The organism is Polaromonas sp. P5_D5 (assembly GCF_054049435.1).
In genome coordinates this window covers 603,699-629,039 of sequence record NZ_JBFUMJ010000001.1, presented here as the reverse complement: position 1 = coordinate 629,039, position 25,341 = coordinate 603,699, and the positions used below count along the sequence as shown (strand labels likewise).

General features: G+C 62.7%; 27 protein-coding genes. 5 read left to right on the top strand and 22 right to left on the bottom strand.

Annotation, left to right across the window (positions count from 1 at the left end; all coding sequences use genetic code 11):
- Positions 1–71: 71 nt before the first annotated feature.
- The 10 genes from ACXJKE_RS03135 to ACXJKE_RS03090 all read right to left on the bottom strand — a co-directional run bounded on the left by ACXJKE_RS03135 (position 72) and on the right by ACXJKE_RS03090 (position 9,673).
- On the bottom strand, positions 72–743 hold the full coding sequence (locus ACXJKE_RS03135) for a phosphatase PAP2 family protein (RefSeq protein ID WP_457279111.1): 672 nt from the start codon (positions 741–743) through the stop codon (positions 72–74).
- Positions 740–1,543 (bottom strand): polysaccharide deacetylase family protein, encoded by an 804-nt coding sequence (locus tag ACXJKE_RS03130; protein WP_457279110.1) that lies wholly within the window; start codon positions 1,541–1,543, stop codon positions 740–742. Before ACXJKE_RS03130 ends, ACXJKE_RS03135 begins: the two co-directional genes overlap by 4 nt.
- On the bottom strand, positions 1,536–3,878 hold the full coding sequence (locus tag ACXJKE_RS03125; protein WP_457279109.1) for an MMPL family transporter: 2,343 nt from the start codon (positions 3,876–3,878) through the stop codon (positions 1,536–1,538). Before ACXJKE_RS03125 ends, ACXJKE_RS03130 begins: the two co-directional genes overlap by 8 nt.
- Positions 3,878–4,522, bottom strand: coding sequence for a LolA-related protein (locus ACXJKE_RS03120; RefSeq protein WP_457279108.1), 645 nt, complete (start codon positions 4,520–4,522; stop codon positions 3,878–3,880). The genes ACXJKE_RS03125 and ACXJKE_RS03120 overlap by 1 nt, the downstream gene beginning before the upstream one ends.
- 4 nt (positions 4,523–4,526) lie before the next feature.
- On the bottom strand, positions 4,527–5,495 hold the full coding sequence (locus ACXJKE_RS03115; RefSeq protein WP_457279107.1) for an LpxL/LpxP family acyltransferase: 969 nt from the start codon (positions 5,493–5,495) through the stop codon (positions 4,527–4,529).
- On the bottom strand, positions 5,492–7,156 hold the full coding sequence (locus tag ACXJKE_RS03110; protein WP_457279106.1) for an AMP-binding protein: 1,665 nt from the start codon (positions 7,154–7,156) through the stop codon (positions 5,492–5,494). The genes ACXJKE_RS03115 and ACXJKE_RS03110 overlap by 4 nt, the downstream gene beginning before the upstream one ends.
- On the bottom strand, positions 7,153–7,824 hold the full coding sequence (locus tag ACXJKE_RS03105; RefSeq protein ID WP_457279105.1) for a hypothetical protein: 672 nt from the start codon (positions 7,822–7,824) through the stop codon (positions 7,153–7,155). Before ACXJKE_RS03105 ends, ACXJKE_RS03110 begins: the two co-directional genes overlap by 4 nt.
- Entirely contained in the window at positions 7,821–8,117 is a 297-nt protein-coding gene (locus tag ACXJKE_RS03100; RefSeq protein WP_457279104.1) for a phosphopantetheine-binding protein, read from the bottom strand. The genes ACXJKE_RS03105 and ACXJKE_RS03100 overlap by 4 nt, the downstream gene beginning before the upstream one ends.
- 144 nt (positions 8,118–8,261) lie before the next feature.
- The gene (locus tag ACXJKE_RS03095; RefSeq protein WP_457279103.1) at positions 8,262–9,233 is read right to left on the bottom strand and encodes an inositol monophosphatase family protein; all 972 of its coding nucleotides are present in this window, start codon (positions 9,231–9,233) and stop codon (positions 8,262–8,264) included.
- 152 nt (positions 9,234–9,385) lie between these two features.
- Positions 9,386–9,673 (bottom strand): DUF1330 domain-containing protein, encoded by a 288-nt coding sequence (locus tag ACXJKE_RS03090; protein ID WP_457279102.1) that lies wholly within the window; start codon positions 9,671–9,673, stop codon positions 9,386–9,388.
- Positions 9,674–9,777: 104 nt separating this feature from the next.
- On the opposite strand from ACXJKE_RS03090, the gene ACXJKE_RS03085 reads away from it, so the two are divergent.
- Genes ACXJKE_RS03085 through cysE form a run of 3 tightly spaced genes read left to right on the top strand, consistent with a single transcriptional unit; the run spans position 9,778 to position 12,251 of the window.
- Positions 9,778–10,638, top strand: coding sequence for a LysR substrate-binding domain-containing protein (locus tag ACXJKE_RS03085; protein ID WP_457279101.1), 861 nt, complete (start codon positions 9,778–9,780; stop codon positions 10,636–10,638).
- A gap of 14 nt (positions 10,639–10,652) precedes the next feature.
- On the top strand, positions 10,653–11,468 hold the full coding sequence (locus ACXJKE_RS03080) for an RNA methyltransferase (RefSeq protein ID WP_457279100.1): 816 nt from the start codon (positions 10,653–10,655) through the stop codon (positions 11,466–11,468).
- Between the two features lie 9 nt (positions 11,469–11,477).
- Positions 11,478–12,251 carry a serine O-acetyltransferase gene (cysE, locus tag ACXJKE_RS03075; RefSeq protein WP_457279099.1) on the top strand — a complete coding sequence of 258 codons (774 nt, stop codon included), beginning with the start codon at positions 11,478–11,480 and terminating at the stop codon, positions 12,249–12,251.
- Positions 12,252–12,332: 81 nt separating this feature from the next.
- Here the strand turns inward: cysE and ACXJKE_RS03070 are convergent, their stop codons facing one another.
- The 3 genes from ACXJKE_RS03070 to yjgA all read right to left on the bottom strand — a co-directional run bounded on the left by ACXJKE_RS03070 (position 12,333) and on the right by yjgA (position 13,944).
- Complete coding sequence (locus ACXJKE_RS03070; RefSeq protein WP_457279098.1) at positions 12,333–12,671, bottom strand: DUF4870 domain-containing protein; 339 nt, start codon at positions 12,669–12,671, stop codon at positions 12,333–12,335.
- A gap of 74 nt (positions 12,672–12,745) precedes the next feature.
- The gene (gene mog, locus ACXJKE_RS03065; RefSeq protein WP_457279097.1) at positions 12,746–13,339 is read right to left on the bottom strand and encodes a molybdopterin adenylyltransferase; all 594 of its coding nucleotides are present in this window, start codon (positions 13,337–13,339) and stop codon (positions 12,746–12,748) included.
- Entirely contained in the window at positions 13,336–13,944 is a 609-nt protein-coding gene (gene yjgA, locus ACXJKE_RS03060) for a ribosome biogenesis factor YjgA (RefSeq protein ID WP_457279096.1), read from the bottom strand. The genes mog and yjgA overlap by 4 nt, the downstream gene beginning before the upstream one ends.
- Before the next feature lie 25 nt (positions 13,945–13,969).
- On the opposite strand from yjgA, the gene pmbA reads away from it, so the two are divergent.
- Positions 13,970–15,406, top strand: a complete 1,437-nt coding sequence (gene pmbA / locus ACXJKE_RS03055; protein ID WP_457279095.1) for a metalloprotease PmbA — start codon at positions 13,970–13,972, stop codon at positions 15,404–15,406.
- A gap of 214 nt (positions 15,407–15,620) precedes the next feature.
- Here the strand turns inward: pmbA and ACXJKE_RS03050 are convergent, their stop codons facing one another.
- The 4 genes from ACXJKE_RS03050 to ACXJKE_RS03035 form a co-directional block, all read right to left on the bottom strand.
- Positions 15,621–16,070: a GatB/YqeY domain-containing protein gene (locus ACXJKE_RS03050; RefSeq protein WP_457279094.1), complete on the bottom strand. Its 450-nt coding sequence runs from the start codon at positions 16,068–16,070 to the stop codon at positions 15,621–15,623.
- Positions 16,071–16,181: 111 nt separating this feature from the next.
- Positions 16,182–16,394 (bottom strand): 30S ribosomal protein S21, encoded by a 213-nt coding sequence (gene rpsU, locus ACXJKE_RS03045; protein ID WP_007872347.1) that lies wholly within the window; start codon positions 16,392–16,394, stop codon positions 16,182–16,184.
- 227 nt (positions 16,395–16,621) lie between these two features.
- Entirely contained in the window at positions 16,622–17,878 is a 1,257-nt protein-coding gene (locus ACXJKE_RS03040; RefSeq protein WP_457279093.1) for an NAD(P)/FAD-dependent oxidoreductase, read from the bottom strand.
- Between the two features lie 136 nt (positions 17,879–18,014).
- Positions 18,015–19,139, bottom strand: coding sequence for a sterol desaturase family protein (locus ACXJKE_RS03035; RefSeq protein ID WP_457279092.1), 1,125 nt, complete (start codon positions 19,137–19,139; stop codon positions 18,015–18,017).
- A gap of 214 nt (positions 19,140–19,353) precedes the next feature.
- Here ACXJKE_RS03035 and ACXJKE_RS03030 point away from each other — a divergent pair, with 214 nt between their 5' ends.
- Entirely contained in the window at positions 19,354–20,028 is a 675-nt protein-coding gene (locus tag ACXJKE_RS03030; RefSeq protein ID WP_457279091.1) for a CPBP family glutamic-type intramembrane protease, read from the top strand.
- A gap of 75 nt (positions 20,029–20,103) precedes the next feature.
- Here the strand turns inward: ACXJKE_RS03030 and cobA are convergent, their stop codons facing one another.
- From cobA to nirD, 5 genes are read right to left on the bottom strand one after another with little or no spacing between them, the layout of a single operon-like run.
- On the bottom strand, positions 20,104–20,880 hold the full coding sequence (cobA, locus tag ACXJKE_RS03025) for a uroporphyrinogen-III C-methyltransferase (RefSeq protein ID WP_457279090.1): 777 nt from the start codon (positions 20,878–20,880) through the stop codon (positions 20,104–20,106).
- Entirely contained in the window at positions 20,877–21,806 is a 930-nt protein-coding gene (ybiB, locus tag ACXJKE_RS03020) for a DNA-binding protein YbiB (protein ID WP_457279089.1), read from the bottom strand. Before ybiB ends, cobA begins: the two co-directional genes overlap by 4 nt.
- Positions 21,807–21,849: 43 nt before the next feature.
- Complete coding sequence (locus ACXJKE_RS03015) at positions 21,850–24,738, bottom strand: nitrate reductase (RefSeq protein ID WP_457279088.1); 2,889 nt, start codon at positions 24,736–24,738, stop codon at positions 21,850–21,852.
- Complete coding sequence (locus ACXJKE_RS03010) at positions 24,731–24,853, bottom strand: hypothetical protein (protein ID WP_457279087.1); 123 nt, start codon at positions 24,851–24,853, stop codon at positions 24,731–24,733. The genes ACXJKE_RS03015 and ACXJKE_RS03010 overlap by 8 nt, the downstream gene beginning before the upstream one ends.
- A gap of 41 nt (positions 24,854–24,894) precedes the next feature.
- Positions 24,895–25,317, bottom strand: coding sequence for a nitrite reductase small subunit NirD (nirD, locus tag ACXJKE_RS03005; RefSeq protein ID WP_457279086.1), 423 nt, complete (start codon positions 25,315–25,317; stop codon positions 24,895–24,897).
- Positions 25,318–25,341 lie beyond the last annotated feature (24 nt).

Here is a 25,341-nt window from a genome sequence, read left to right as displayed (position 1 = left end):
ATCTGAAGAAAAAGACACTTTAGCAAATCAGGTGGAAAATCCGGCGCCGTTGCGATGCCGGACACCAGCTGTTACTTGCCTGCGGTGTGCTGTTTGTGAAGATACAGGGACAACCAGGCTGCCACCCCCCCGAGGAGCAGGCCCCCGGCTACGTCCACCGCGACGTGCTGCCTTGTGGCCAGTGTGGAATAGGCAATGCCGAAACACCAGAGCGCGTTTACCGCCAGCAACCACGCGGGTACGGAGAATCGGCGCAGCAGATGGTGCAGCCAGATGCCCGAAAAAAAGGCTGTTGCCACATGAAGCGAAGGGCAGGCGTTGCCCGACGCATCCATGTTTTTCAGGAAAAGCATCTGAGGGTATTTCGGCCAGTCAATGTCTGGAGCGGGTGCGGCCGTGGGCCAGAAATAAAACACCAGCAGGCCCGCCAGGCAGGTCAGCGCAATGGCGCCGCCATAGCGCAAGAGTTCACGCCGGTCACCAAAGAAGAGGGGTGGCAGCGAGACATAAACCCACAGCGAGAGGTAAACCGGCAAGGCCAGTGGTTCAAAACCGATGAGGTGGTCGGGCCAGGTGAGAGGCATCACCGCGATCGGAAAGGCCGGGTGCTTGAGCAGGTAAAAGTAGGCGCCAAAAAATACGCCGATGAAAAGCATCGTCCCGATGGCTTTCAGATAGATGTGCTGAAAGACGACCCGTCCCATGTGTGACCACGGGCCTTGCCGGGTTTGCACGGGATTCATGCGAGGGCCTGCTGCAGGGTCACGGTGCGCAGGTCGGCCGCTGCAATGGACTCCAGCAAGGCGGGCAGGACATCCAGGATGACCGGAACACCTTGCGGTGTGCGTGCCGCATTGCCGTCATGCAACAGCAGGATGGCGCCGGCTTGCAGCCCGGCCGTGAGTTTGCGTTTTACACGCTCGGCATTGGCGACGCGGGTGTCGAAGCCGCGCACGGACCAGCTGGCGAGCTTCAGGCCGAGCCGGGCCAGTACCGGATCAAGAAAGGGGTTGCGCAGGCCGGCGGGAGCGCGAAAGAAGAGAGGCCGCTGGCCTGTCAGGCCGCTCAGTGTGTTTTGCGCTGCCTGCAACTCGCGAAACATGCTGCGCGGGCCCGTCAGGGCAAAGTAGTGGCGGTGGTGCTGGCTGTGGTTTTCAACGGCATGTCCGCGCCGCACCAGCTCGCGGCACAACTCGGGATGGCGGGCGGCTTTGTCACCGACGCAAAAAAAGGTCGCGCGGGCCGCATACCGGTCGAGCAGGTCCAGGACTTTGGGTGTCACGGCGGGGTCGGGGCCGTCATCGATGGTCAGGGCGATTTCCCGCCTGGCGACGGAGGCCTGGGGCAGGCGGGTCCAGTTGGGGCCCAGCCACTGGCTGCGGGGCCACATACCCACGACGGTAAGCAACAGATGGTTGAGGACCACGGCGGCAAGCGCCCAGCGCCACCAGCCGGAATCAACAAGAACGGCCGCAAGTGCCGCCGCGTGTAGCGCGATGCTCGCACGTACCAGGATGCTGGGCTTCCACCGGAGGTCAGGCATGGGGCTTCCTGGCAAAAATTGCGGCATAGACCAGCGCCAGGATGACGCCCGGTGCAACGGTGACACCCATGGCCTGCAGGATGGATACTTTGGAAAATGCGAGCAGGCCAAACCCTGCGACGGTAGTCAGATTGGCCAGCAACATGGACGCCAGGGTTCGGGGCGCTATCGGGGCATGGGGATCAGGCCGGTCAAAAAACAGCGCGTAGTTGGAGCCCACGGCCACGACCAGCAACAGGCCCACCAGGTGCAGGATGATCAGTTGCTGGCCCAGCAGGGCCAGCCCGGCCGTGACTGTGACGACCGCGGCCGCCAGCGGCGCAATGATCCGCAGCACCCGGGAAGGGGAGCGGAAAACCACCAGCAACAGGGCCACGAGGACTGCCAGCCCGCCCAGTGACAGCACGATGGCTTCGTGCAGGTAGCTGGAATACAAACGGTCAGACTCGGTTTTCATGTCGACAAAAAGTACGCCAGGCAAGGGCTTGGTGGCCAGCGCGGCACGAATGTTGTCGGCGTCGATGTTTCGTCCCTGGGACGCAGTCAAAGGTAGCAGGGCGCTCCAGCGGCCGTCCTTACCAATGAGCAGTGCAGCCAGGGCCATGGCCATCGAGGTTTTTTCAAGGTCGGCTGGCTGCAGCAAGGGCTGGCTGCGGGCGGCAGCGACCTCTGCCAGGAAAGGTGAAAACACCCCCGGGCGCACTGGCAGCCCTTGCGTGGCCTGGGTCATGCGGGCCTGCAACACCTCAGCAGCGGGCAGGCTGGCCTGGCGGGCGCGTTGTGTGGCCACGCTGGGGAGGTAGCGGCTGGGGCTCTCAAACCCGGCAATTTCACCGCGCTCGACCTGTGCCTGGAGCAGGGTTGAAACCTGTTCGGCGGTCTGGAGTACCGACTCCTGGCTGGTGCCGGAAACCACCACCACATAGCGCACGTCAGGCGCTCCCATATCGGCACGCAGGCTTTCATCCAGCGCCACATCGGCTTGCGAGACCGGGCTGAGCGAGGAAATCTTGTCGTTGAACAGGCTGGCGTGATTTCCCGCAAGGACGGCACAGGCGGCTATCAGCAGGGCCGCGGCAGGCCATCGCAACAAGGCCGCATGTTGCACCAGCCCCTCCAGCGCCCGCCCGATGGCCGACACATCATGGATGCGGAAATGGCGCGGTAGCAGATGCGGCAGTACATAGCGGGTCACGGCGGCGGCCACGACCAGGCCGGCAATCGAATACAGGCCGAGTTGCGCCAGGCCCGGAAAGCCCGAGAACAAGAGAGAGGCAAAACCGGCTATGGAGGTCAGAACGCCGAGCCGGACGGTCGGCCAGAAGCGCTTGACCCAATGCGCCTGGTCGGCGCCTGCATCTTCGGACTGCACAAAAAGATAGATGGAGTAGTCCACAGCTTCGCCGATCAGCGCTGTGCCGAAGCCCAGTGTGATGCCGTGCACCGACCCAAAACCCAGGCTGACTGCGGCAATCCCCGCCAGCGCGCCGCTCAGCACGGGCAAAAATCCGAGCAAAAGGGCGCTGACAGAACGGTAAACCAGCAGTAACAGCGTCGCGATCAGCATCACGCTGATCAGCGAGAGGTGGCTCACCTGGCTTTGAATGGTTTCGCGGGACGTGACCGAAAATACGCCAGGGCCTGTCATGACGAAGCTGGCACCAGCTGAGGAACCGCCCGCCGCATCGAAGGCCTGGCGAATCGCGGCCATGGCACGTTGCTGGGCATCGGTGTCAGAGCCTGCTGCGTGGGTCTGCAGCAGCATCAGTGCCCGCTTGCCGTCACGGGAAGTCCAGGCGCCATGGGCCTGTTGCGGCTGGCTTCCGCCGTTGAGCTGGCCCAGCAACTGCACCATTTCGCCGGTGGGGTCGCGGGGCAGCAGGGCCTTGACCATCAGGCCTGCGGGCGATGCGAGCAATTCGATGCTGTCAGTGAGGGCCGTGTGCAACCCATCCGCGCTGAATCGTTCCGGCGTCACTGAAGGGCTCAGCAGATAGCGATGGTTGAGCAGGAAATTGCGGTCCCGCTCGCTATTGACGGGTTCGCCATTCGCCACGCTGGCAAAAGCGGAATCGGTGCGCAGCTGCTGCGCCATTTTTTTGGAAAGCGCTGCACGTTGAGGGGCGTCGGAGTCTTCTATGCCTACCAGGACAAGGCGCGAGGCCAGGCCCTCGGTCAGCTGGTCCATCAGCAGTTGTTGCTCGGGTGTGGGAGTACGCGGCAAAAACGCCGACAGGTCGGTCGTGAACTGTGTGCGGCTGATGACAATGCCGCAACCGATCAGGAATGCCAGCCATACCGCAATGGCTGCCATGCGGCCGCGTGCGCCGTTCATCACGGGGCGGCCACTTGCTCGATGGTCATGGTGGAGCTGTCGCCATCGGCCTGGGCGATGTCGATGTTGCGCAACTGGTCACGCACACCCGTAATGCGGATGCGTTGGATCACCGCCTGCATTTTGGGATCGACGGGCTGCAATTGCAGGGTCCAGCGTTCGGCCGTGCCTTCGAGGCTGAGCCGGTAGTTGCGCTCCAGGGCGCTGCGGTCGCCCGCCAGGGTGCCGCGAATGCTGTCAATGAATGCGGCCAGCTCGGGGTACGCCTGGAGCCGCAACTGGTATTTTTGCTTCCCGCGTTCAATCACCAGTTCTCCGCCGTTCACCACCATGGATTCAGGCTTCGGTTTGAGCGTCCGCTTTTCCAGCCGGTCTGGCGCGGTATAGAGCAGTTCCCCGGACGATTCCACCGGTTTGTCGAGCAACGCAATGCTCTTTTTTTCGACGAAGGTGGCGCGGCCCGACTTGGTTTGCGCCAGCGAATCCATCAGTTGCTGAAGGTCCCAGGCGGCCAGCGCTGCCGGGCTCAATGCGGCCAACACCAGACCCACCACAACTGCGGCCACCGCGAAGACGGGCCGTGACGGCTGTTGCGTGATGTGCGATGAGGCGGGGGTGGATGTTTGCTGAATAAGGTGTGTCATATGCTCAGGTGTTTTGTTCGGGCTGGCCGGACTGCCGCGGCGCAGGTCGCCAGAAATCAAAAAAATTGAACCAGTTGTAAGGCGCGCTGCGGCAGTATTGCGCCATCAGTGCAGCATAGCGCGTCATGGCGGATTGCACCGCCGCTGTGCGGCCGCGCGAAGGTAGCGTCGAGAAATCCGCCAGAGGTTCGAAATGAATGTCATAACGATTGCCGCCGCGGTACAGCCCCGTCATGAACAACACGGGGCGTTTCAGTATGGCGGCCATGCGAAAAGGACCCAGCGGCAGCTCGGCGGCGTCTCCGAGGAACTCGATGGAATAGGTGTCGTCCTTACCCAGTGACCGATCACCCAGCATGCCGACGACGGCACCCTCATCCAGCAGTTCGTGCACCCTGATCATGGAATCGATATGTCCCAATGCCACGACGTCCAGCTGCGCTTTGGGATTGATGGCGCCCATCGCCGCGTTGATTTTCCGCGCGTTTTCCTCGTACATCACCATGGCAATGCGCAGGCCCGGTTGCTGGCGCCCGATGGCCCGCAGAACTTCAAAACTGCCCAGATGGGCGCCGATGAGGAACACGCCTCTTCCGTCAGCCACCACCTTGTCGATCAGTTGCTGGTTGTGCACCCGGATATCAAACAGCTCGAAGCGGTCATTCAGCAGGTAAACACGGTCGTGAATGGCAGAAGCAAAACTCAGGAAATGCCGGAACAGATGACGCCAGCCGACCGCAGCGGGCGACGGCAGGTCGAACACGCGCCGCAAGTAGTTTCGCGACGTCCGGCGCGCCGCCGGCGCGAAAATAAGGAAATAGGCTGCAATCCCGTAAAGGACGATGCGGCTGGCGCTACGGCCCAGGTTCAGCGAGATCCCGGTCATGACACGCAGCATGAAGCCGTTGCTGCGTTCCGGGAGCTGCTGCCATTCGGCGCCGGATGTCGCATTGGCTCCGCGTGGCGTGTTCATGGCTGCGGCGATAGCAGCAAGGTTCCGGTGGCAACTTTTCGGTCGCCGCTGGAAATGTCAAAGCGCGTGCTGCCGGAGGCGGTGGTGCTGCAGGAGATGGTCAGCGTCTCACCGGGCCCCACCGTGCTGAGGAATTTCGCCGAGCTGATCTGGCAGACCTCCGGGGCATGGCCGGTACGTGCGTGTTGTACCGCGTGTATGGCGGCGTCGAGCAACACCACACCGGGAACAATGGGTGTACCGGGGAAATGCCCGGCAAGCGCCGGATGGTCAGGGGCGATGGAAAACCGGGTTTCGCCCGGAACGGGAGATTTCTTTTGAAGATGGTCGCGCGCCAGGGTAACCAGCGTATCGCGCGGCAATTTCCCGGTGCTGTTGCGTGGCAGGCTGCCCAGCAGCACGAGGGGCCGCGGGATGAAGATGGCGTCAATCCGCTCCCTCAGTGCCGCCAAAAGGGCCGGCGCCGTCAGGCCCGGTGCCACAACGAAAGCCATCAACCGGACCACGGTGTCGCCGGAACCCTCGTCCGGCATGAAGAAGGCGCCGTCCATCACGCCCGGTATGGCGTGGAGCTGATGGTTCAGGTAGCCCAGCGAGCTTCGCTTGCCCGCGATATTGATCAGGTCGGCAGTCCGGCCGTGCAAAAGAAATTGTGTGTCCGACACCGACTCCAGTTCATCGGCCAGCGGGGTGGGTTGGTCGACATGGCCGCCTGAGGCCCAGGTCTGGCCTTGCCTGATGCTCAGCGTGACGTCCGGAAAGAGTGTCCACGCCAGGGCCTCGGTCATGCGTCGCGTGGCGATTTGTCCCGTTTCGGTGGAGCCGTAGATTTCCAGCAGAGGAACCTGCAGCCGGGCTTCGGTGGCCAATGCCAGCTGGGGTGGCAGGGGTGCCGTGGCGGACAGCACGAGGTCAACCTGCGGAATGTCCAGGCCTGAAGCCAGCAGCGCTTTCAAATGCACGGGCGTGGTCACCAGCATGCGGGGGCGCTCCGCTTGCGCCAGTGCGGCGCAGATATCGGCCGGATAAAACGGATGGGCCGCGACCAGAATGGCGCCACTTTGCAAAGGCTGCAACACGGTGGATTCGAAGCCGAACATGTGCTGCGGCGGCACCGTCGCCACGATGCTGTGCTTGCGGCCATCCAGCAAGCCGAGCCGGCCGGCTTCAGCCCGCGTGCTGCGAACCAGCCCGCCCCAGCTTTTACGGTGCGCCACCGGGGTGCCGGTCGAGCCGGAGGTGAACATGATGGTGGCAATGCGCGATGCGGGAATTTGCGGAATATCGCACTGCGTGCCAGTTGCGGTTCCTGGCGGACGTGGCGTCATCGCATCCGTCCAGCTCAGTAACGGCAGGGCCAGAGACTGTGGTTGGTCCGCGAGGCAAAACACGTCGGGTGCAAAGCTGCGGACCTGTTTCACCATTTCCGGCGTCAGCGTGGGTGGCAGCAGGCTGACCTTGTCTGCCAGCAGGGCGGCCGCCATACCCACGGCAAATCGGTAGCGGTCTGCGCAGACATTGAGAACATGCTTGCCTGAGGGCAGGGCCGCCGCAAGCTGCCTGACATCGGCCAGAAAATGTTCAACGGTAACGGCCTGGCCATGGCTGCAAGCCACAACGTCTTCAGCCCGGGTGTGCGAGATCAGCGGAAACGTCGTCATGGCCGGCGCGCGCGGCTTTCTGCGGAAGCCTGCCGGTAGGCGCGAATGGCCTCCAGCGGACCGGCACGATCTGCTGCCGGCAATGCGTAGCAGCGAACGGCATATTCCGCTGCAAACATCAGTGCGAGCAGGGGAATGCCCAGAAGATTGGCAAAAGTGGACCACACAGCAATGGGCGCCAGCCAGAACAGCAGTAATGAAAAGCCCGCAATGATTCCGAAATACAAGGCCCACGCCAAGGTGGCCGACCGCGTGTACGAAACAAGCGCAGGCGAAAGCTCGCCATGCACGATGCGGGCAAACTGCGCAATCATCGGTGTGCGTCCTTGCACGAGTGTGCGGCCGAAAGTTCCGCATAGCAGGGCATATGTGCCCGCATGCTGAAGCAGGAAAACCCAGTTGTAATGGGTGATCAGCCATTCCCTGAACAGATAAAACCCGAGGCAGGCTACACCACAAAGGGCCAGCATGACAGGGCGCTGCGGTGAACGCCAGGCCAGGACAACGGCCAGCACCAGCAGCGGAAGCACGGCGACCAGCGCCTCAAGCAAGCCCGGCGCCGTCGATGCCGCGGCCAGATGGGAAAGCACGGCGTAGCCGATTCCCAGAGCCGCGATGCCGCCCCAGCGACAGGCTTGGGTAAACCGTGTCGCCAGCACAGCTGTCACTGGGTTCGCCAGGCGGCAATATGGTCGCCCAGGCTTCGCAGCGAATGAAAGATGGCGTGGTTGTCTTCGTGGTCCGCCCTGAGCTGCAGGCCATAGTGCTTGGAGACAACCAGCGCAATTTCCAGGATGTCGATGGAATCCAGCCCCAAGCCGTCGCCGTAGAGCGGTTCGTCGGGTTGTACATCGTCGGCGCTCACCTCAAGGTTGAGGGCGCTCACCACCAGTTCCGCGACCTCGCGCAGCAAGGCTGCATCAGCCGATGTGGAAGAGGTTTTTACGGTGGATTCAGGCATAGTTTTATTACTAGTTATTACCAGGTGCGAAAACAGTTCGGTCGGGGCCGCTGCATGCATGCGACTCCCTGCGCAGTGCGGAAATTTTAGCTGAGGCTATACGGCTCAAGCCTTCATCGCGGCCTTTGCCTACAACGGCTGGTGCTAGAAGGGTGCGTCCGGTGTGGTATCGGGGCGTGCCGCGGGGGCCTTGATCTTTTTGGCGGTCAGCTTTGGTTTGTCTGCGGGCTGGGCGGTGGTGTCGGCGGTCTCGGTGCTCACAGTGTCTTCCTGCAGGGTCTGACGTACCGTGGCTTTGTCGCCGGCGCCGGCAAATTTGCTGTATTTACCCAAAGTGGCCACCATCTGCCCGTAAATGCGCGGATTGCCGGCCACGCATTCGCCGTGGTCGATGAAGTCGGCCTCGCCGGTGAAGTTACCGATCAGGCCGCCGGCCTCGGTGACCAGCAGTGAGCCGGCCGCCACGTCCCAGGGCTTGAGGCCGGTTTCAAAAAAGCCGTCGCTGAAGCCCGCTGCCACGTAGGCCAGGTCCAGCGCCGCAGCGCCCGGGCGGCGCACGCCGGCGCACTGGCTCATGACTTCACCGAGCATGTTGAGATAGCTTTTGAGCTTGTCGCCGGGGCGGTAGGGGAAACCGGTGGAGATCAGACATTCCTGCAGGCGGGTGCGCTTGGCCACACGGATGCGGCGGTCGTTCATGTAGGCGCCGCGGCCTTTGGTGGCGCAAAAAATGTCGTTGCGGGTGGGGTCGTACACCACGGCTTGCTCGACCTTGCCCTTGACGGCCAGCGCGATGCTGACGCAATAGACGGGAAAGCCGTGGATGAAGTTGGTGGTGCCGTCCAGCGGGTCGATGATCCACACGAAGTCGGAGTCTTTGGCGCCATGCTCGCTGCCGGATTCTTCGGCCAGGATGCCGTGGCCGGGGTAGGCGGTCAGCAGGGTTTCGATGATCGCCGCTTCAGCGGCCTGGTCGATTTCGGTGACAAAGTCGTTGGTCTGCTTGACCGAAATGCGAACCGATTCGACGTCAAGCGCCGCACGGTTGATGATGGCGCCTGCAGCGCGCGCGGCCTTGATGGCCACGTTGAGCATGGGGTGGAGATTGCTGGACATAACTTGTAGGGAAGAGCGGAACGAACCGGCGCCGGCGATGCGGGCGGCGGGCAATGCCGGTATTTTCCCATAAACGCGATACGACCCTTTCCAGTCCCCTTTCAACCCCTCCTCAAGGGCGATATCGCGTCCCAATCGTCCAGAAACCTGTTCTAGGCGCCTTCCGCGATCAGGAAATCTGCGTCTGCATGTTGCTGGCGTATCGCCCGGGCCGCCTGGTATTCAGGGCTGGCATAACAGGCCCTTGCGGTCACCATGTCGGCAAACTCCACGACGACGTTGCGCTCGCGCGAGCTGCCCTCCATGCATTCGTACGCGCCGCCGCGCACCAGAAAGCGCGCCCCGAACTTCTCGAAGGCCGGCCGCGCCGCCGTGAGGTAACGAGGATATTCCTCGATATTGCGCACCGAGACGCGCACGATCCAGTAAGCCTTTGCCATTCTTGTTCCTTGGGTGGTGTGAAGTGATGAAGGCTGGACGATACGCGTGACAATTCATTCTGAAAAATGAATAATAAAGATAATTAATATCTTTTCAAGAGATCATGGAGCTGAGCGACTTGGTTATTTTTCGCGCCGTGGTGGAGGCGGGCGGTGTGACACGTGCCGCCGAGCGCCTGCACCGCGTGCAATCCAACATCACGACGCGTATCCGTCAGCTGGAGGAAAAGCTCGGCGTGCCGCTTTTTATCCGTGAGGGCAAGCGGCTGCACCTGTCGCCAGCCGGGCAGGTGTTGCTGGACTATGCCGGGCGCCTGATCAGCCTGGCTGACGAAGCACGCGATGCGGTGCAGGGCGGGCAGCCGCGCGGCGCATTTGTGCTTGGCGCCATGGAAAGCACTTCGGCTGTGCGGTTGCCGGCCCCTCTGAGCGATTTTGTGCGTCTCTATCCGGAGGTCAGGCTTGCGCTTAAAACCGGCAACCCGCAGCAACTGGCCGCAGCTGTGCTGGCGGGAGAGATGGACGCGGCGCTGGTCACTGGGGCTATTGCGGAGGGTCCCTTTGAACGAGAGGCGATTTACACCGAGGAACTGGTCATTGTTGCGAGTGCCGGGCACCCGCCCATTACGGCAATCCACAGTGAGCCTCCGCGTGCCATGGTGGCTTTCGAAAAGGGCTGCCCGCATCGCGCGCGGCTGGAAGCCTGGTACTTGCTGAAAAACAGCATGCCGGTGCAGACGATTGAAATCACGTCCTACCATGCCATGCTGGGCTGCGTGGTGGTGGGCATGGGCATTTCGCTGGTGCCGCGCAGCGTGCTGGCAACCTTTCCGGAGCGGGGCCGGCTCAGCATCCACGCATTGCCGCCGGGCAGCGACTGCGCCCAGACTGACCTGATCTGGCGCAAAGGGGCGAAGTCGCCGAAGGTGGAGGCATTGCTCCGCGTCCTGAAGCCGCCGGCATAGGACAATCCAGCTCCATGCACACGCGATTCATCCTGATCAATACCAGCCATGCCGGCAATGTGGGGGCCACGGCCCGTGCCATGAAAACCATGGGCTTTGACGACCTGGTGCTGGTGGCGCCGCGCTGGGCCAATGTGCTCAACCGCGAAGAAACCATCCAGCGGGCCAGCGGGGCGCTCGACGTTCTCAAAAACGCCCGCATTGTGGCCACCCTGGACGAAGCCGTGGACGGCATGGCGCACCTGTGCGCCACCGCCATGACGCCACGCGACTTTGGCCCGCCCACGCGGGCGCCGCGCCAGCACTTTGCGCAGCTGCTGGGCCTGGCAGGTCTGCTATCAAAAGAGGAGCTGCTTGCGCTTTCCCCTATTGGGCAGAAGCCCGATTCCGTTGCTTTTTTGTTTGGTTCCGAGCGTTTTGGCATGCAGAACGAGGACGTTTACCGCTGCCATGTGGCGCTGAGCATTCCGACCGACCCGAAGTTCGGCTCGCTCAACCTGGGCGCGGCGGTGCAGCTGATTGCCTATGACTGGCGCCAGGCGCTGGGCGGTTTCAGCGTGCAGCCCGCCACGGCGGAGCCGACGCTGGCCGACGCGGCCGCAGTGGCGGGCATGCTCAGGCACTGGGAAGAGGCCTTGACCGGCATCGGCTTCCTGGATCCGGCCTCGCCCAAAAAACTGATGCCGCGGCTTAATCAGTTGTTCAACCGTGCGCAGCTCAGCCCCGAAGAGATCCACATTCTGCGCGGCGTGGCCAAAGCCATGCTGCAGAAGGCCTCCGAAGCCAGGGGCAAAAGCGTGGTCCCAGCAAGCAGCTCACAGCCTCAGTAGACTTCGCCTATGTTTTCCCGACTTCGCTCAGACATTCAGTGCATTCTCGACCGCGATCCTGCCGCCCGTACGGCCTGGGAAGCACTGACCTGCTACCCCGGCGTGCATGCGCAGGTGCTGCACCGCCGGGCGCACTGGTGCTGGAACCACGGTTTCAAGTGGCTGGGCCGTTTCATTTCACATTTTTCACGCTGGGTGACTGGCATTGAAATCCACCCTGGCGCCAAAATTGGTGAACGCGTGTTTTTCGACCATGCCATGGGGGTTGTCATCGGCGAAACCGCTGAAATCGGCGACGGCTGCACGATCTACCAGGGCGTGACTTTGGGCGGCACCTCGCTGTACAAAGGCACCAAACGCCACCCGACCCTGGGCCGCGATGTGGTGGTGAGTGCGGGGGCCAAGGTGCTTGGCGGTTTCCTGGTGGGTGACGGTGCCAAGATTGGCAGCAACGCAGTGGTGATCAAGCCCGTTCCGGCAGGCGCCACGGCGGTGGGCATCCCGGCGCGCATCATTCCTTCCAAGACCGGGGAAAGCGCCGACGTCACCATTACCCAGTTTTCGGCTTATGGCATCACGCAAGAGGATGACCCGCTGTCGCAAGCCATGCGCGGGCTGATCGACAGCGCCGCCGGCCAGGAGCACCAGATCGCCCTGCTGTGGCAAGCGATTGAGAAACTCTCCGGACCGCAGACGGCCATGAGCAAGGATTGCGTGCCGCAGGACGCCGCGCTTACAGAAACCTTTGAGGCCGACAAGCTCAATCAGCTGGTCGGTAAATAAGGCAGTGAGACAGGCAGGCGAATAAGACGGGCAAAAAAAAGGAAGGGCGAGCCCTTCCTTTTTTGTTTTCGCCGGTGGGCTTCAGTTGATCAGGCGAAGCGCGAACGGCACGCGGAAGGCCTTGCCATTGGAGGCGCCCAGCGCGCCCATGACGCAGAACACCAGGTGGCAGATGCCCAGCGCCGCGAACACCAGAAAGCCGATCAGCACAAAAGTCAGGATCAATGCCGCCACATAGCCGATGGTCGCGGTGATTGACCAGTTGAGCGCTTCCTTGGACTGGTCCAGGATATAGGCGTCGTCCTTTTTCACCAGGTAGACAATCAGCCCCGGAATGAAACCCAGAAACAGGGTTCCGATCCAGATCAGCACGGCGGTGTTTTTCGATTCCTTGCTCGGTGTTTCAATCAGGTCGTCCATCTCAGCTCCTCGTGTTGTAAAGCCCGAATACTACGTGAGAAAGAGGCCAGGCCCAAACTGGCGAGCGGCAAGGTTCAGCGCGGCGGGCGTATGGCGCTTTTGGGCCTGAAGGCCCGGCACACCGCTTCATCGGTTTCCAGGTAAGGGCCGCCGATCAGGTCGATGCAATAAGGCACGGCGGCGAAGATGCCCGCCACAGCCTGGGAGCCGTCGGCGTTTTTGAGCCCTTCTAGGGTTTCGGCAATCGATTTGGGCTGGCCCGGCAGGTTCATGATCAGGCATTTGTCGCGTATGACGGCGCACTGCCGCGACAGGATGGCCGTCGGGACAAACTTCAGGCTGATCTGCCGCATCTGCTCGCCAAAACCCGGCATTTCCTTGTGGGCAACAGCCAGCGTGGCTTCAGGCGTCACGTCGCGCAGCGCGGGGCCAGTGCCGCCGGTCGTCAGCACGAGCGAGCAGCCGGTGTCGACCAACTCAATCAATGCGGCGCTGATACCCGCCTGCTCGTCGGGGATCAGGCGCTCTTCAAAGGTGATGGGGTTGCGCAGGGCGCGGGTGAGCCAGTCCTTGAGTGCCGGCAGGCCTTTGTCGACATAGACGCCGGCGGATGCGCGGTCGCTGACCGAGACAATACCGATCTTCACCGCGTCAAAGGCGCTGCTCACGCTTCTGGCTCCTCGCCATCTTCAGGACCTCGTGCCATGCCTTGCCTGACCAGCTGAAAAATCTCGCGGTAGGACTTGCCGTGCCGCGGCGCTTCGCCGGGTTTTTCGGGCTTGGCGTCCTTGCGGGCCTGGCGGATCAGCGCGCGCAGTTGCTGGGAGTCGGTGCCGGGGTGTTCTTCGAGCCAGGCGCCCAGCGCGGCGTCGTCGGCGATCAGCCTGTCGCGCCACTGCTCGGCCAGGTGCAGGGCCAGCGTCAGGTCGGCCGATCCGTTGAGCTGCTCATTGATGGCTTCGCGGATGGGGTCAGGGTCCAGCGGGCGCATCAGCTTGCCGATGAACTGCATCTGGCGGCGTCTGCCCTCGAAGTTGGTAATTTTTTTGGCATCGGCGATCGCGTCGCGCAGCTTGTCGGGCAGGTCCAGGCGCGCCATCAAATCGGCGCGCAGGGTCAGCAGCGCTTCACCGAGCGCCTGTTTTTCGTCGGCCTCGGCCTTGAGCTGGGTTTTGCTGGGCGGGCCGACTTCTTCAAGCGCGATTTCCTCGGGTTTGACGAAGCGGCCGTTGGACCAGTAGCCCTTGATGGCCTTGGGAGTCTTGTTGTTCATAGCAGTCAGTATCATAGCTACCCATATGACCCAAAAAGCTTCTTCTCGCGCCAGCGGCGCAACACGCAGTGCTTCCCGCCCCGTCCCGGGCCCCAAGAGCCAGTCAGCCCAGCCCGAATCCGGTTTCAGCTACCACCGCGATTTTTTCGAGGAACTCGTCGACAGTGCCCTTGGCCATGCCAAAAAACTGGGGGCCACCGATGCCGCCGCGGAAGCCTCCGAAGGCTGCGGGCTCTCAGTCAGCGTGCGCAAGGGCGAGCTTGAAAACGTCGAGCGCAACCGTGACAAGTCGCTGGGCATCACCGTCTACATCGGCAAAAAGCGCGGCAATGCCGCCACCAGCGACTTTTCCAAGGCGGCGATTGAACAGACCGTGAAAGCGGCATACGACATCGCGCGTTTCACGGCGGAAGACGAAACCTCCGGCCTGCCCGATGACCGCGACATCGCGCGCGTGCATCCGGCGCTCGACCTCTTTCATCCCTGGTCCATCAATTCGGAAGAAGCCGCCCAGCTCGCCCTGCAGTGCGAAGCCGCCGCCCTGAGTACCAGCCGCCTGATCACCAACAGCGAAGGCGCCGGTGTGTCGGCGCAGCAAAGCCATTTTTTCAGTGCGCATACCAAGGGCTTTCGCGGCGGTTACGCCAGTTCGCGACACAGCATCTCGGTGGCGCCGATTGCGGGCAAGGGCGACCAGATGCAGCGCGATGCCTGGTACAGCTCCATGCGTGATGCAGGTGAATTGGCGGCCCCCGAAGCGGTAGGCCGCTATGCCGCCGAGCGTGCACTGGCACGGCTCAAGAGCCGCAAAATCCCGACCACGCAATGCCCGGTGCTGTTCGAGTCGCCGCTGGCAGCGGGCCTGCTGGGCGGCTTTGTGCAGGCCGTGAGCGGCGGCGCGCTGTACCGCAAAAGCACCTTCCTGGCCGACAGCCTGGGCAAGCCGGCTTTCCCCAAACACATCGACATCGCCGAAGACCCGCACCTGCGCAAAGGCAAAGGCAGCGCACCCTTTGACGAAGAGGGCGTCAAGACCAAGGCACGACAGGTGGTGGAAGCCGGCCGCGTTGAGGGCTATTTCCTGAGCACTTACTCAGCCCGCAAGCTGGGCATGCGCACCACCGGCAACGCCGGCGGCTCACACAACCTCATCATGACCAGCCGCCATACCCGCAAGGGCGACGACCTGGACGCCATGCTGCGCAAGCTGGGCCGCGGCCTTTTTGTGACCGAGCTGATGGGGCAGGGCGTGAACTATGTGACGGGCGACTACTCACGCGGCGCTTCGGGTTTCTGGGTCGAGAATGGCCGCATCGCCTTTCCGGTCGAGGAAATCACGATTGCGGGCAACCTCAAGGACATGCTGATGGGCATTGAGGCGGTGGGTGCGGACGCCTACAACTACGGCGCCAAAACCGTGGGCTCGATTCTCGTCAACCGGATGAAGGTCGCCGGTAGTTAGAGCCCCCACGGTCGCTCACTTCGTGTAGCTCCCGAGGCCTTGCAGGCCGCGGCTCGCGAGACGCTTCGCCTCTGTCGCCTGTCCAAAGCTGCTCAAGCAGCTTTGGAGCCGCAGGCTCCAGCCCCTCGGGGGCCGCCCGCCTGCGGCCCGGCAAAGCCGGTTCCGCGGCTTGAACTGGCTTAAGGCGGGTACATGTAGCCGCCCACCTCTGTATTCAGCCGGCTAGCGCTGCCTTCACTGCGGCAGACACCTGGCCCATGTCGGCCTTGCTGGCGAGCTTGGCTTTCACCGCGCCCATCACTTTGCCCATGTCGCCGGGACCGGTGGCGCCCAGTTCGGCGACGATGGCTTTCACGGCGGCGGCGACTTCGTCGGCGCTCAGGCGCGCTGGCAGGTAGGCCTGCAGCACGACCAGCTCGGCCGCTTCCTTGTCGGCCAGATCCTTGCGTTCGGCCTTCTGGAATGCTTCCAGTGAGTCCTTGCGCTGCTTGATCAGCTTGTCGACGATGGCGACCACGGCTGCGTCGTCCAGCACCACACGCTCATCCACCTCTTTTTGCTTGAGGGCCGCCAGCAGCAGGCGGATGGTGCCCAGGCGCTCGCTGTCCTTGGCGCGCATGGCGGTTTTCATGTCTTCGGTGATCTGATCTTTGAGTGCTGACATTGGTGATGCTCCTGAAGCGAATAGGGTGGGGTGGCGCATTGCGCCAAAAACACAAAAGCCCGCAGAGCGTCCTCGTGCGGGCTTTTTGTTGCCGTGAGGCGGTACTAAAGATTAGTACAGCTTTTTCGGCAATTGCATCGAGCGGATACGCTTGTAGTTGCGCTTGACGGCGGCTGCCTTCTTGCGCTTGCGCTCTGCCGTTGGCTTTTCGTAAAACTCGCGGGCGCGCAGGTCGGTCAGCAGGCCGAGTTTTTCAATGGTGCGCTTGAAACGGCGCAGAGCCACGTCGAAGGGCTCATTGTCTTTTACACGGATGGTGGTCATTGTTCAGTTGATCCAAAAGGTGCGCCTTAATTGATCTGATCAGGATCAGGCCAGGCGCGGGTTTGCTAGCAAAGCCTTGGATTATATACCACCCCCACGCTTGTCACTTTGTGTACTGCGCTGCCCCCCGAGGGGGCGCTGCGCCTGCGGCCCGGCGAAGCCGGTTCCGCGGCCCCGGCTTGCCTGAAAACCCCGGGGCCGGGCTGTGTTTTGTGGCCTTTTTGGCCCTATTCGGCTACCGCGCGGGCGGCCAGCGCCTCCGCGCAGGCGTGGGCGCTGGCCCACGCCCACTGGAAGTTGTAACCGCCGAGCCAGCCGGTGACGTCGACGACTTCGCCGATGAAATAGAGGCCTGGCTGCTTCGATTCCAGGGTCTGGGAGGATAAATCGCGGGTGTCTACGCCGCCAACGGTGACTTCGGCCTTTTTGTAGCCTTCGGAGCCGTCGGGGGTGAGTTCCCAGTCGGCCAGGCGTTGCGCAAGGGCCAGCAAGGCCTTGTCGGTGGCTTCGCTGATGGGGCGCTGCAGGGCAGGGTCCTGGCTGACCCACGCGTCGGCCAGGCGGCTGGGCACCAGGGTGGCGAGTTCGTTGGCGATCAGTTTTTTGGAGGTGGCCTTGGCGCGCAGCAGCAGGGCCGGAAGGTCCACGCCGGGTGCCAGGTTGATGCGGATGGGCTGGCCTTCGCGCCAGAAGCTGGAGATTTGCAGGACTGCCGGGCCGCTCAGGCCGCGGTGGGTGAAGAGCAGGTCTTCCGAAAAAACCACGGCCTTTTTGCGTTGCTTGGGCGTCGCGTCGGCGGGGCTGGTCTCGATGAGCACCGGCAGCGCCAGGCCTGCCAGCTGGGCATAGGGCGCCCAGGCTTCGCCGTCAAAGGTGAGGGGTACCAGTGCCGCGCGGGGCTCGACCAGGCGCAGCCCGAACTGCTTGGCGATGCGGTAGCCGAAATCGGTGGCGCCAATCTTCGGGATCGACAGGCCGCCGGTGGCGATGACCACTTGCGGCGCTTCGACCGGCCCGCGATCGCTCTCAATTTGATAGCTGCTGGCGCCTGTTCCGTCTGGGCTGGAGCCGTATTTGATGCTTTTTATGGCGCAGGGTTGCCAGCGCGTCACGTGCCCGGCATCGCATTCGACCAGCAGCATATTGATGATGTCTTCGGCCGAGCGATCGCAAAACAGCTGGCCCTTGTGCTTCTCATGAAACGGGATGCCATGGCGCTGCAGCAGTTCGATGAAATCCTGCGGGGTGTAGCGCGACAGGGCCGAACGGCAGAAGTGCGGGTTCTCGCTCAGGAAGTTGGCGGGCGTGGCGTCGCGGTTGGTGAAGTTGCAGCGGCCACCGCCCGAGATCCGGATCTTCTCGGCGACCTTTTCGCTGTGATCGACCAGCAGCACTTTCAGGCCGCGCTGGCCGGCCTGGGCAGCGCAGAACAGGCCGGCGGCTCCCGCGCCGATCACGACCACATCGAATGATTGGACGGGCACGCTCAGACCGCCGCTCGCCGTTCTGCGAGTTTCAGCCAGCAGGGGCCGCGGAACCGGCTTTGCCGGGCCGCAGGCGCAGCGGCCCCCTCGGGGGGCAGCGCATTACGCGAAGCGAAAAGCGTGGGGGCCAAGTACTTCAACCTTTCCAGGTGAAAGGAAACTTCAGCTGCTTCAAAAAGCCATTCGGCACGTAGTCGCCCAGCACGCCGTAGCGCTCCGGCCAGAGCCGGGTGCTTTTCACGGCTGTGCCGAAGAGGTAGTCGATGAAGGCATAGTGGGCCGAGTAATTGCGGTCCAGTGCTTCCTGGTCCTGGCTATGGTGCCAGTGGTGGAAGTTGGGCGTGACGATGACGTAGCGCAGCGGGCCGAGGCGCACGCTCACGTTGGCATGGTTGAAGACCGCCTGGAAGCCGACGATGACGATGTAGGCGTCGATCACTTCCTTGGAAAAACCCAGCACGTAGATGGGTGCCAGGATGAGCGTGCGGGTGATCAAGAGCTCCAGGATGTGCTGGCGCGAGCCGGCGAGCCAGTCCATGCTTTTGGCGCTGTGATGCACTGCGTGCAGGCGCCACAGCACCGGCACCTCGTGGTAGGCGCGGTGGGTCCAGTACTGCACCAGGTCGGCCACAAGAACGATCAGCAACACGCCACCCCAGAAGGGCAGGCCCTGCACCCAGCCGCGTATGCCGTCGTTGGCGGCCCAGCCGAAGAACTTGTGTACCAGCAGGTTGGTTGCCAGCAGCACAAAGCCCACGATCATGTGGTTGACGATGAAGTGATGAAAGTCGGTTTGCCATTCGGCGCGAAACACCGGCTGCTCCTTGCGCAGCGCAAACAGCTTTTCAATGAAGATGAAGATCAGCGAGGAGCCCAGCAGGTCGAGGATGAACCAGTCCAGGCCGATGTAAGGCGTGTTGTCGGCGAAGTCGTTCACCGGCACCTTGTGCCCGCCCAGCAGCGCGGTGGCCACCACCAGCAAAAAGGCGGCGCCGGCCAGCCAGCGCGAGCGGTTGAAGATGATGTTGACCAGCGAGATGCCACCCGCGATCACCAGCGACGTAAACATCACGATGCGGATCACGTCGACGTTGTAGCTTTTGCGCAATTCCGGTGTGGTGAGGTATTCGGGGAAGTGAAAGGCCAACACGCCCAGGAAGCACAGCACACCCAGGCTGAGGGCGATCACTCCGCTCATGAGGCCCTTGCCGCGGCGCAGCTCGCCGTGGCTTTCCGTCAGTTCATTGAGTTTTTCAAGCATTTTTCGCCTCTCCAGCGGGTGATGTGTTTGCAAGGAGTTTAGCTGGCGGCGACTGCGAGCCAAAAGTGATCGAGCGTGGGCAAGAGTGCGCAACTGCTGCTGTATTCGGTAGTTTTTGGCACTCCTTGCAGATTGACGGAATGGCGCCGTCTTGAGCCGGGGCACACTGGCGCGCATGAATGGAGTGATTCGATTTGCTGTCAGGGGGAGGGGCTTGACGAAGCGGGAGGCCGTTCTGGCCGCTGCATTCCCGTTTGTTGCGCTCAGCTTGCTGAATGACTTTTACCACGGCTGGCTGTTCTCGTTTAACCCGGGCCTGTACTGGTTGGTCGATGTTGTGCAATTCATCGTCGCACCTGCTGCGGGCTGGTATTTTTTCCTGCGACCCGCTGGCATCACGCCCCGTGATTGGGGAATGCCAGGGCACAAGAGACCGCACGAACGACGCGACGGCGCCGCTGTCATGCTGTTCGTTGCGTTTTTGCTGGTGGCGGCCGACTGGCCAGTGATCCTGTTGACTCAACGCCTTTACTGGGCGTATGCGGACCATTTTCAGCCCGTTCAAGCCATGCCCGTCGGCTTCTCCGCAAAGCTGGCGTTAGCCGTCTACATGTCGGCAAGTGCGGCAATGGTGGAAGAGGCCGTATGGCGCGGCCTGGGTTGGCTCTACCTGTCGGCGGTTCTTCCGCCCAAGAGGCTGCACCTTTGGTATGTGCTGATCACGTCGGCGGCCTTTGCACTTGCCCATTCGGAGCAGGGCATCGGCGGCGTCATCGCCGCTTTCTGGTTTGGTGTTCTGGCCGCAGGGCTCTACACGAAGCTGCGAATCCTGTGGCCAATCGTTCTGGGCCACTTCATCATCGACATGATTATTTTCGGCCCGTGGTAATGCGACAGGGCAGATAAAGAAGGTGCCAACAATTGTGGCCCGTACGCCGTTTTACCGCGCGGCAGGAGACGGTAATTAGGCAGCGCGCCCACCCACCAATGCGCGGTCATGCGAAACAGCAGCAGCCACACCACGAACCACGTCCCCGACAACGATCACCGAGGGACTGGCCAACTGTTCACGCTCAATGGTCAGATGCAGTTCACCGAGCGTGGTGACAGCATGACGCTGCGAAGCCAGGCTCACCCCTTGAACGATGGCCACGGGGGTGGTGGCAGGCAGGCCACTCAAAAGCTCGTCCTGGATGCGACATGCACTACTGACACCCATGTAAATCACCAGTGTGAGGCGTGCGCTGTGCGCGGTGGCGGCCAGGGCCTTCCAGTCGGTGCCGGTGTCGCCGGGCTTGGCATGCCCGGTGACAAACACCACGCCGTGTGCATGTTCGCGGTGCGTGAGCGGCACGCCCAGCGAAGTGACGGCGGCCAGGCCTGAAGTAATGCCGTTGATGACGTCCACCGTAATGCCCGCGGCGCGCAGGTGTTCAACTTCTTCGCCGCCACGACCGAAGATGAATGGGTCGCCGCCCTTGAGCCGCACCACGTCTTCGCCTTCGCGCGCGGCCATCAGCATGAGCTTTTCAATAAAGGCCTGGGGTGTGGACTTGCAGCCGCCGCGCTTGCCCACATACACGACGCGGGCTTCGGGCCGCGCAAACGCCACGATTTCGTCGCTGACGAGGTCGTCCACCAGCAGCACGGTGGCGCGCTGGATGGCTTTCAGGGCCTTGAGGGTCAACAGTTCCGGGTCGCCGGGGCCGGCGCCTACCAAAGTGACTTTTCCGTTGTTCATGATGTCGTGATGTGAGGCAGCTTGATTTGAGGGAGCAACTGCAAGATATGTTCCACTTGCCGTGCAATCGAAGGCGGCACAGGCACGCCGCCTGCCAGCACGGCGCGAATGTAGTCCGCTGTGGTGGCGGCGTCCACTGTTTTGGGAAAGTCGGGGATGGAGGCGAGCGTGCCGGCCTGGGTTTCCTGCAGAAGTGAGCGCTGCCCGCCGATAAAAGCGTCCATCTGCGGCATGCGGCGCGCGTCGGCCACCACTTCGCCTTCGGTGCCGCGCAACAGCAGTGCATTGGCGCCCGTCAGCTCAAAGGTCTGCGCCATCGACACAGCGTATTCCGGGTGCGTGTAGCTGCTCACGACCAGGCTCTTGCCCAGGCAGGGTGTCATGATCTTGACCAGGCTGTGCGCCGGGTTGCGCAGGCCCACGGCACGGCGCACGTCCAGGAGGCGCTTTAACGCAGGCAGCAGCAGCTCGGTGGGGGCAAATACCACTTTGCCGTTTGCTATCTTTTTAATAGCTGTCTGCGCAGGTATATCAAGGGCTAGAAGCACTTCTGATGCAAAAATCCGGCTCGATTCGGTGGGTGTTCCGTGGATCAGTACCGGAACGCCTTCACGCGCCAGCAGCAGCGCCAGCAGCGGCGTGAGCACCGGCAGCTTGCGCGCGCCGTTGTAGCTGGGCAGCACCACCGTGGGGCTGTCGCCGGCGGGCAGATGATTGAGGCGCTGGTGCAGCGCATCGAGGAAACCCGCCATCTCTTCGGGCGTTTCACCCTTGATGCGCATGGCCAGGCAAAAGCCGCCGATTTCCAGATCAGTCACGGTGCCGTCGAGCACCTGACCCATCAGGTCCGTAGCCTGCTCGCGTGACAAAGCGCGGGCGCCATCCTTGCCGCGACCGATTTCCTTGATGTATTGGCTAATGCCCATAAGCGTGATTGTCCGCCAATGCAGATAACTTCTTGTTATGAGCTTAAGCCACTTGCCGGATAGGGATCACGGTACGGGGTGCTGAAGGCGGTGCGTCGTTGCGCGATGACCGCACCCGGCGTTTGAGTTCGGGCACACAGGAGCCGCAATTGGTGCCGCACTTCAGCGTGGATTGCAGCGAGGCCAGGCGCTCTTCATCAGTGCCCAGATGGCCGGCGCCGCCACCACCGGCCACTAACAGCGACAAGTGCTCGTCGATGGCCATGTCGCTGACGTTAAAGCAGGTGCACACCGGCTTGCCGCGCGACTGCACCGCCACCGGTGGCTTGGCGCCGGGCAGCAGCAACAGGCGTCCATACGATTGCGCGGCCAGCTCGTCCTGCAGCAAGGTTTTGATCCAGGCCTGGGCGCTGGTGTCGCCCGCCAGTACAAAGCCGGCGAGGTGGACGTCGCCTTCGCTGCGCATCAGTCGCATGGTGCGGCGCTGGCCTTTTTTGCGGTCGGCGTAGCGCAGCACATCGGCCGCATCCAACCCGAGGATGCGTTCCAGCGCGGCCAGTGTTTCGTCAGGCGGCGCCTCATGGCTGGCCGCGCGAAACAGCACGCCGGTGCGTTCGCGGCTGCGGTCGGCCAGCGGGGTGTTGTTGGAAAACGGCACGCAGCTGGTGAAGGGAAATTGCGCCATCAGCGGCTTGAGCTGCTCACGCGCCGCCAGCGCATCGCCCTCGGGCAGCCAGGCCATCGCCAGCAGCGTCCACGGCATTTCGGCTTTCAGGATCTTCACCGCAGCGTGCTTGAGCTCGGGCTGTTTGGAGCTCGGGCAATAAGCCGACGTGGTCAGCGCATTGACGCCTGCCAGCGGCGTGCCGCCGGTCGACTGACCGCTTAAATACTCTTCGCCCCAGTGCATGGCCATGAAAGCCTGGCTTACTGCCACTTCAGGTGAAGACTGCAGCGGCACCACGATGGAGCCACGCTTGGACGTGACATGCACCAGATCGCCGTCTTTCAGCAGGCGCCGCGCCATGTCCTGCACGTTCATTTGAATCGAGGGTTCGGCCACGTGGCCGAACAAGCGCCCCAGCGTGCCGGTGCGGCTCATGCCGTGCCACTGGTCGCGCAGCCGGCCGGTGGTAAGCGAAAACGGGTAGCGCGATTCGCGCGGCTCGGCTACCGGCTTGTAGACCGTGTTGACAAAGCGGGCCTTGCCGTCGGCGGTGGGGAACACGCCGTCTTCATACAGCCGCACTTTGCCCGCCGTGTCGCCCGTCTTGAAGGGCCACTGTTGCGGTGCGTCGTCGAGCAGTGCGTAACTCAAGCCGGTGATGTCGAGGTCGCGGCCGCGGGTGGATTCGCGGTGCTCGTTCCAGATGGTTTCCGCGCCTGATGCTTCCTCGGCCAGCGAATAGGGGAAGAGGGTGGCGCCGGCTGCCGCGCGGCTGGGCAGCAGCTTTTCAAGCCGCAGTGCAAAGTCCACCGCGATGGACCAGTCATGGCGTGTCTGGCCTGGCGCAGCCACGGCCGGCCGCACTCGGCTGATGCGGCGCTCGCTGTTGGTCACCGTGCCGATCTTCTCGCCCCAGGTGGTGGCCGGCAGCAGCAGGTCGGCGTAGTCGCAGCTAGACGTGGTGGAAAAAGCCTCCTGCACGATCACCAGCTCGGCGCGCTCCATGGCGCGGCGCACGGTGGCCTGGTCGGGCATGGACTGGGCCGGGTTGGTGCAGGCAATCCATAGCGCCTTGATTTCGCCATCGGCCGCGGCCTGGAACATTTCGACGGCAGTCTTGCCTGGTGCTTCGGGCACGGATGGGATGCCCCACAGCGCGGCGACTTCGGCGCGGTGATCCGGGTTGGCCAGGTCGCGGTGCGCGCTCAGCAGGTTGGCCAGGCCGCCCACTTCGCGTCCGCCCATGGCATTGGGCTGCCCCGTCAATGAAAAGGGGCCGGCGCCCGGTTTGCCGATCTGGCCTGTGGCCAGGTGGAGGTTGATGAGTGCGGCATTCTTGGCGGTGCCGCTGCTGGACTGGTTCAGGCCCTGGCAGTACAGGCTCAGCGTGGTGGCCGAGGTGGCGAAGAGTTTGGCCGCGGCCAGCAGGTCTTCTTTTTTGATGCCGCAGGTTTCGGCCACCAGGTCGGGCGTGTAGTCGCGCACCGTGGCCTTGAGCGCGTCAAAGCCCGTGGTGTGCGCCGCAATGTAAGCGGCGTCCGTCCAGCCTTCCCACAGCATGATGTGCAGCATGCCGTTGAAGAGCGACACATCGGTGCCCGGCTGTATGCCCAGGTAGAGGTCGGCGATCTCGGCCGTGTCGGTGCGGCGCGGGTCGCAAAAAATGATCTTGAGCGCGGGGTTCGCGGCCTTGGCGTCTTCAATGCGGCGAAACAGGATGGGGTGCGCGTAGGCGGTGTTGCTGCCGACGATAAAAATGCACTGCGCATGATTCACGTCGTCGTAGCAGGCAGGCGGTGCGTCTGCGCCCAGCGTTTGTTTGTAACCCGCCACCGCGCTGCTCATGCACAGGCGCGAGTTGGTGTCGACGTTGTTGGTGCCGATCAAGCCCTTGGCCAGCTTGTTGAAGACGTAATAGTCTTCCGTTAGCAATTGGCCTGAAATGTAAAAACCGACCGCATCGGGCCCATGCTCGCGGATGATCTGCGCAAAGCTTTCGCTCGCAAAGCCGAGCGCGTTGTCCCAGGACACCGGCTTGGGCGCTTCATGCCGATGTTCGCGCCGCATCGGCTGCAGCAAGCGCGTCTGTCGCGTAACGGCCGCCGTCGCGGTCAGCGCCAGCGTTGAGCCCTTGGTGCACAGCCGCCCGAAATTGGCCGGGTGATCCGGGTCACCGCGTACCCCGGTGATTTCGTCGCCTTGCGATTCAATGATGACGCCGCAGCCGACACCGCAATAGGGGCAAGTTGACCGGGTCTCAGCCATGATGGACGAAGCCAAGGCTGCGGCCTTTGTCGTGCATCGCAAAGCGATCAACAGCATGAGCTGTTAGATCGCAGCCGACACCGCAATACGGGCAAGTTGATCGGGTATCAGTCATGAATGTTCAGGGAGCCTTCGCGTTTATTCCGGTGATGCGGCTTATGCCGTGTGAGGCGCCTGCACGCTGAAGCTTTCGTCGCCCAATGCGCCACTGGTTGCACCCGGGCCGGCGCGAGGGGGCTGCAAATCCAGCGCCAGCGTGTCCAGCTCGACAGCGTCCAGGAAGACCTGGCCTGTTTCTACCTTGCAGGTGAATTTGGGCGTGCAGCCTTCGTCGGGCTGCTTGGCGCAGCCGTCCGCCAGGCCTATGGTCCAGTTGTGCAGGGGACAGGCCACGCTGGTGCCGAACACGATGCCCTGCGACAGCGGGCCGCCCTTGTGCGGGCAGCGGTCCAGCAGCGCAAACACCTGGTCCTGGTCGTTGCGGAACACAGCCACATCAATACCCTTGGCGCGTGACACACGTCGCGAGCCGAGCACCGGGATGTCGGTGACCAGGCAGATTTTTTTCCATTCAGACATAGTGATCTCTCAAAATTCGGCCGG

Excerpts from the sequence above, each read along its gene's own strand:
- ACXJKE_RS03135 (WP_457279111.1), bottom strand. The coding sequence starts at position 743 with ATGAATCCCGTGCAAACCCGGCAAGGCCCGTGGTCACACATGGGACGG.
- ACXJKE_RS03130 (WP_457279110.1), bottom strand. The coding sequence starts at position 1,543 with ATGCCTGACCTCCGGTGGAAGCCCAGCATCCTGGTACGTGCGAGCATC.
- ACXJKE_RS03125 (WP_457279109.1), bottom strand. The coding sequence starts at position 3,878 with ATGAACGGCGCACGCGGCCGCATGGCAGCCATTGCGGTATGGCTGGCA.
- ACXJKE_RS03120 (WP_457279108.1), bottom strand. The coding sequence starts at position 4,522 with ATGACACACCTTATTCAGCAAACATCCACCCCCGCCTCATCGCACATC.
- ACXJKE_RS03115 (WP_457279107.1), bottom strand. The coding sequence starts at position 5,495 with ATGAACACGCCACGCGGAGCCAATGCGACATCCGGCGCCGAATGGCAG.
- ACXJKE_RS03110 (WP_457279106.1), bottom strand. The coding sequence starts at position 7,156 with ATGACGACGTTTCCGCTGATCTCGCACACCCGGGCTGAAGACGTTGTG.
- ACXJKE_RS03100 (WP_457279104.1), bottom strand. The coding sequence starts at position 8,117 with ATGCCTGAATCCACCGTAAAAACCTCTTCCACATCGGCTGATGCAGCC.
- ACXJKE_RS03095 (WP_457279103.1), bottom strand. The coding sequence starts at position 9,233 with ATGTCCAGCAATCTCCACCCCATGCTCAACGTGGCCATCAAGGCCGCG.
- ACXJKE_RS03090 (WP_457279102.1), bottom strand. The coding sequence starts at position 9,673 with ATGGCAAAGGCTTACTGGATCGTGCGCGTCTCGGTGCGCAATATCGAG.
- ACXJKE_RS03085 (WP_457279101.1), top strand. The coding sequence starts at position 9,778 with ATGGAGCTGAGCGACTTGGTTATTTTTCGCGCCGTGGTGGAGGCGGGC.
- ACXJKE_RS03080 (WP_457279100.1), top strand. The coding sequence starts at position 10,653 with ATGCACACGCGATTCATCCTGATCAATACCAGCCATGCCGGCAATGTG.
- cysE (WP_457279099.1), top strand. The coding sequence starts at position 11,478 with ATGTTTTCCCGACTTCGCTCAGACATTCAGTGCATTCTCGACCGCGAT.
- ACXJKE_RS03070 (WP_457279098.1), bottom strand. The coding sequence starts at position 12,671 with ATGGACGACCTGATTGAAACACCGAGCAAGGAATCGAAAAACACCGCC.
- yjgA (WP_457279096.1), bottom strand. The coding sequence starts at position 13,944 with ATGAACAACAAGACTCCCAAGGCCATCAAGGGCTACTGGTCCAACGGC.
- pmbA (WP_457279095.1), top strand. The coding sequence starts at position 13,970 with ATGACCCAAAAAGCTTCTTCTCGCGCCAGCGGCGCAACACGCAGTGCT.
- ACXJKE_RS03050 (WP_457279094.1), bottom strand. The coding sequence starts at position 16,070 with ATGTCAGCACTCAAAGATCAGATCACCGAAGACATGAAAACCGCCATG.
- rpsU (WP_007872347.1), bottom strand. The coding sequence starts at position 16,394 with ATGACCACCATCCGTGTAAAAGACAATGAGCCCTTCGACGTGGCTCTG.
- ACXJKE_RS03035 (WP_457279092.1), bottom strand. The coding sequence starts at position 19,139 with ATGCTTGAAAAACTCAATGAACTGACGGAAAGCCACGGCGAGCTGCGC.
- cobA (WP_457279090.1), bottom strand. The coding sequence starts at position 20,880 with ATGAACAACGGAAAAGTCACTTTGGTAGGCGCCGGCCCCGGCGACCCG.
- ybiB (WP_457279089.1), bottom strand. The coding sequence starts at position 21,806 with ATGGGCATTAGCCAATACATCAAGGAAATCGGTCGCGGCAAGGATGGC.
- ACXJKE_RS03015 (WP_457279088.1), bottom strand. The coding sequence starts at position 24,738 with ATGGCTGAGACCCGGTCAACTTGCCCCTATTGCGGTGTCGGCTGCGGC.
- ACXJKE_RS03010 (WP_457279087.1), bottom strand. The coding sequence starts at position 24,853 with ATGACTGATACCCGATCAACTTGCCCGTATTGCGGTGTCGGCTGCGAT.
- nirD (WP_457279086.1), bottom strand. The coding sequence starts at position 25,317 with ATGTCTGAATGGAAAAAAATCTGCCTGGTCACCGACATCCCGGTGCTC.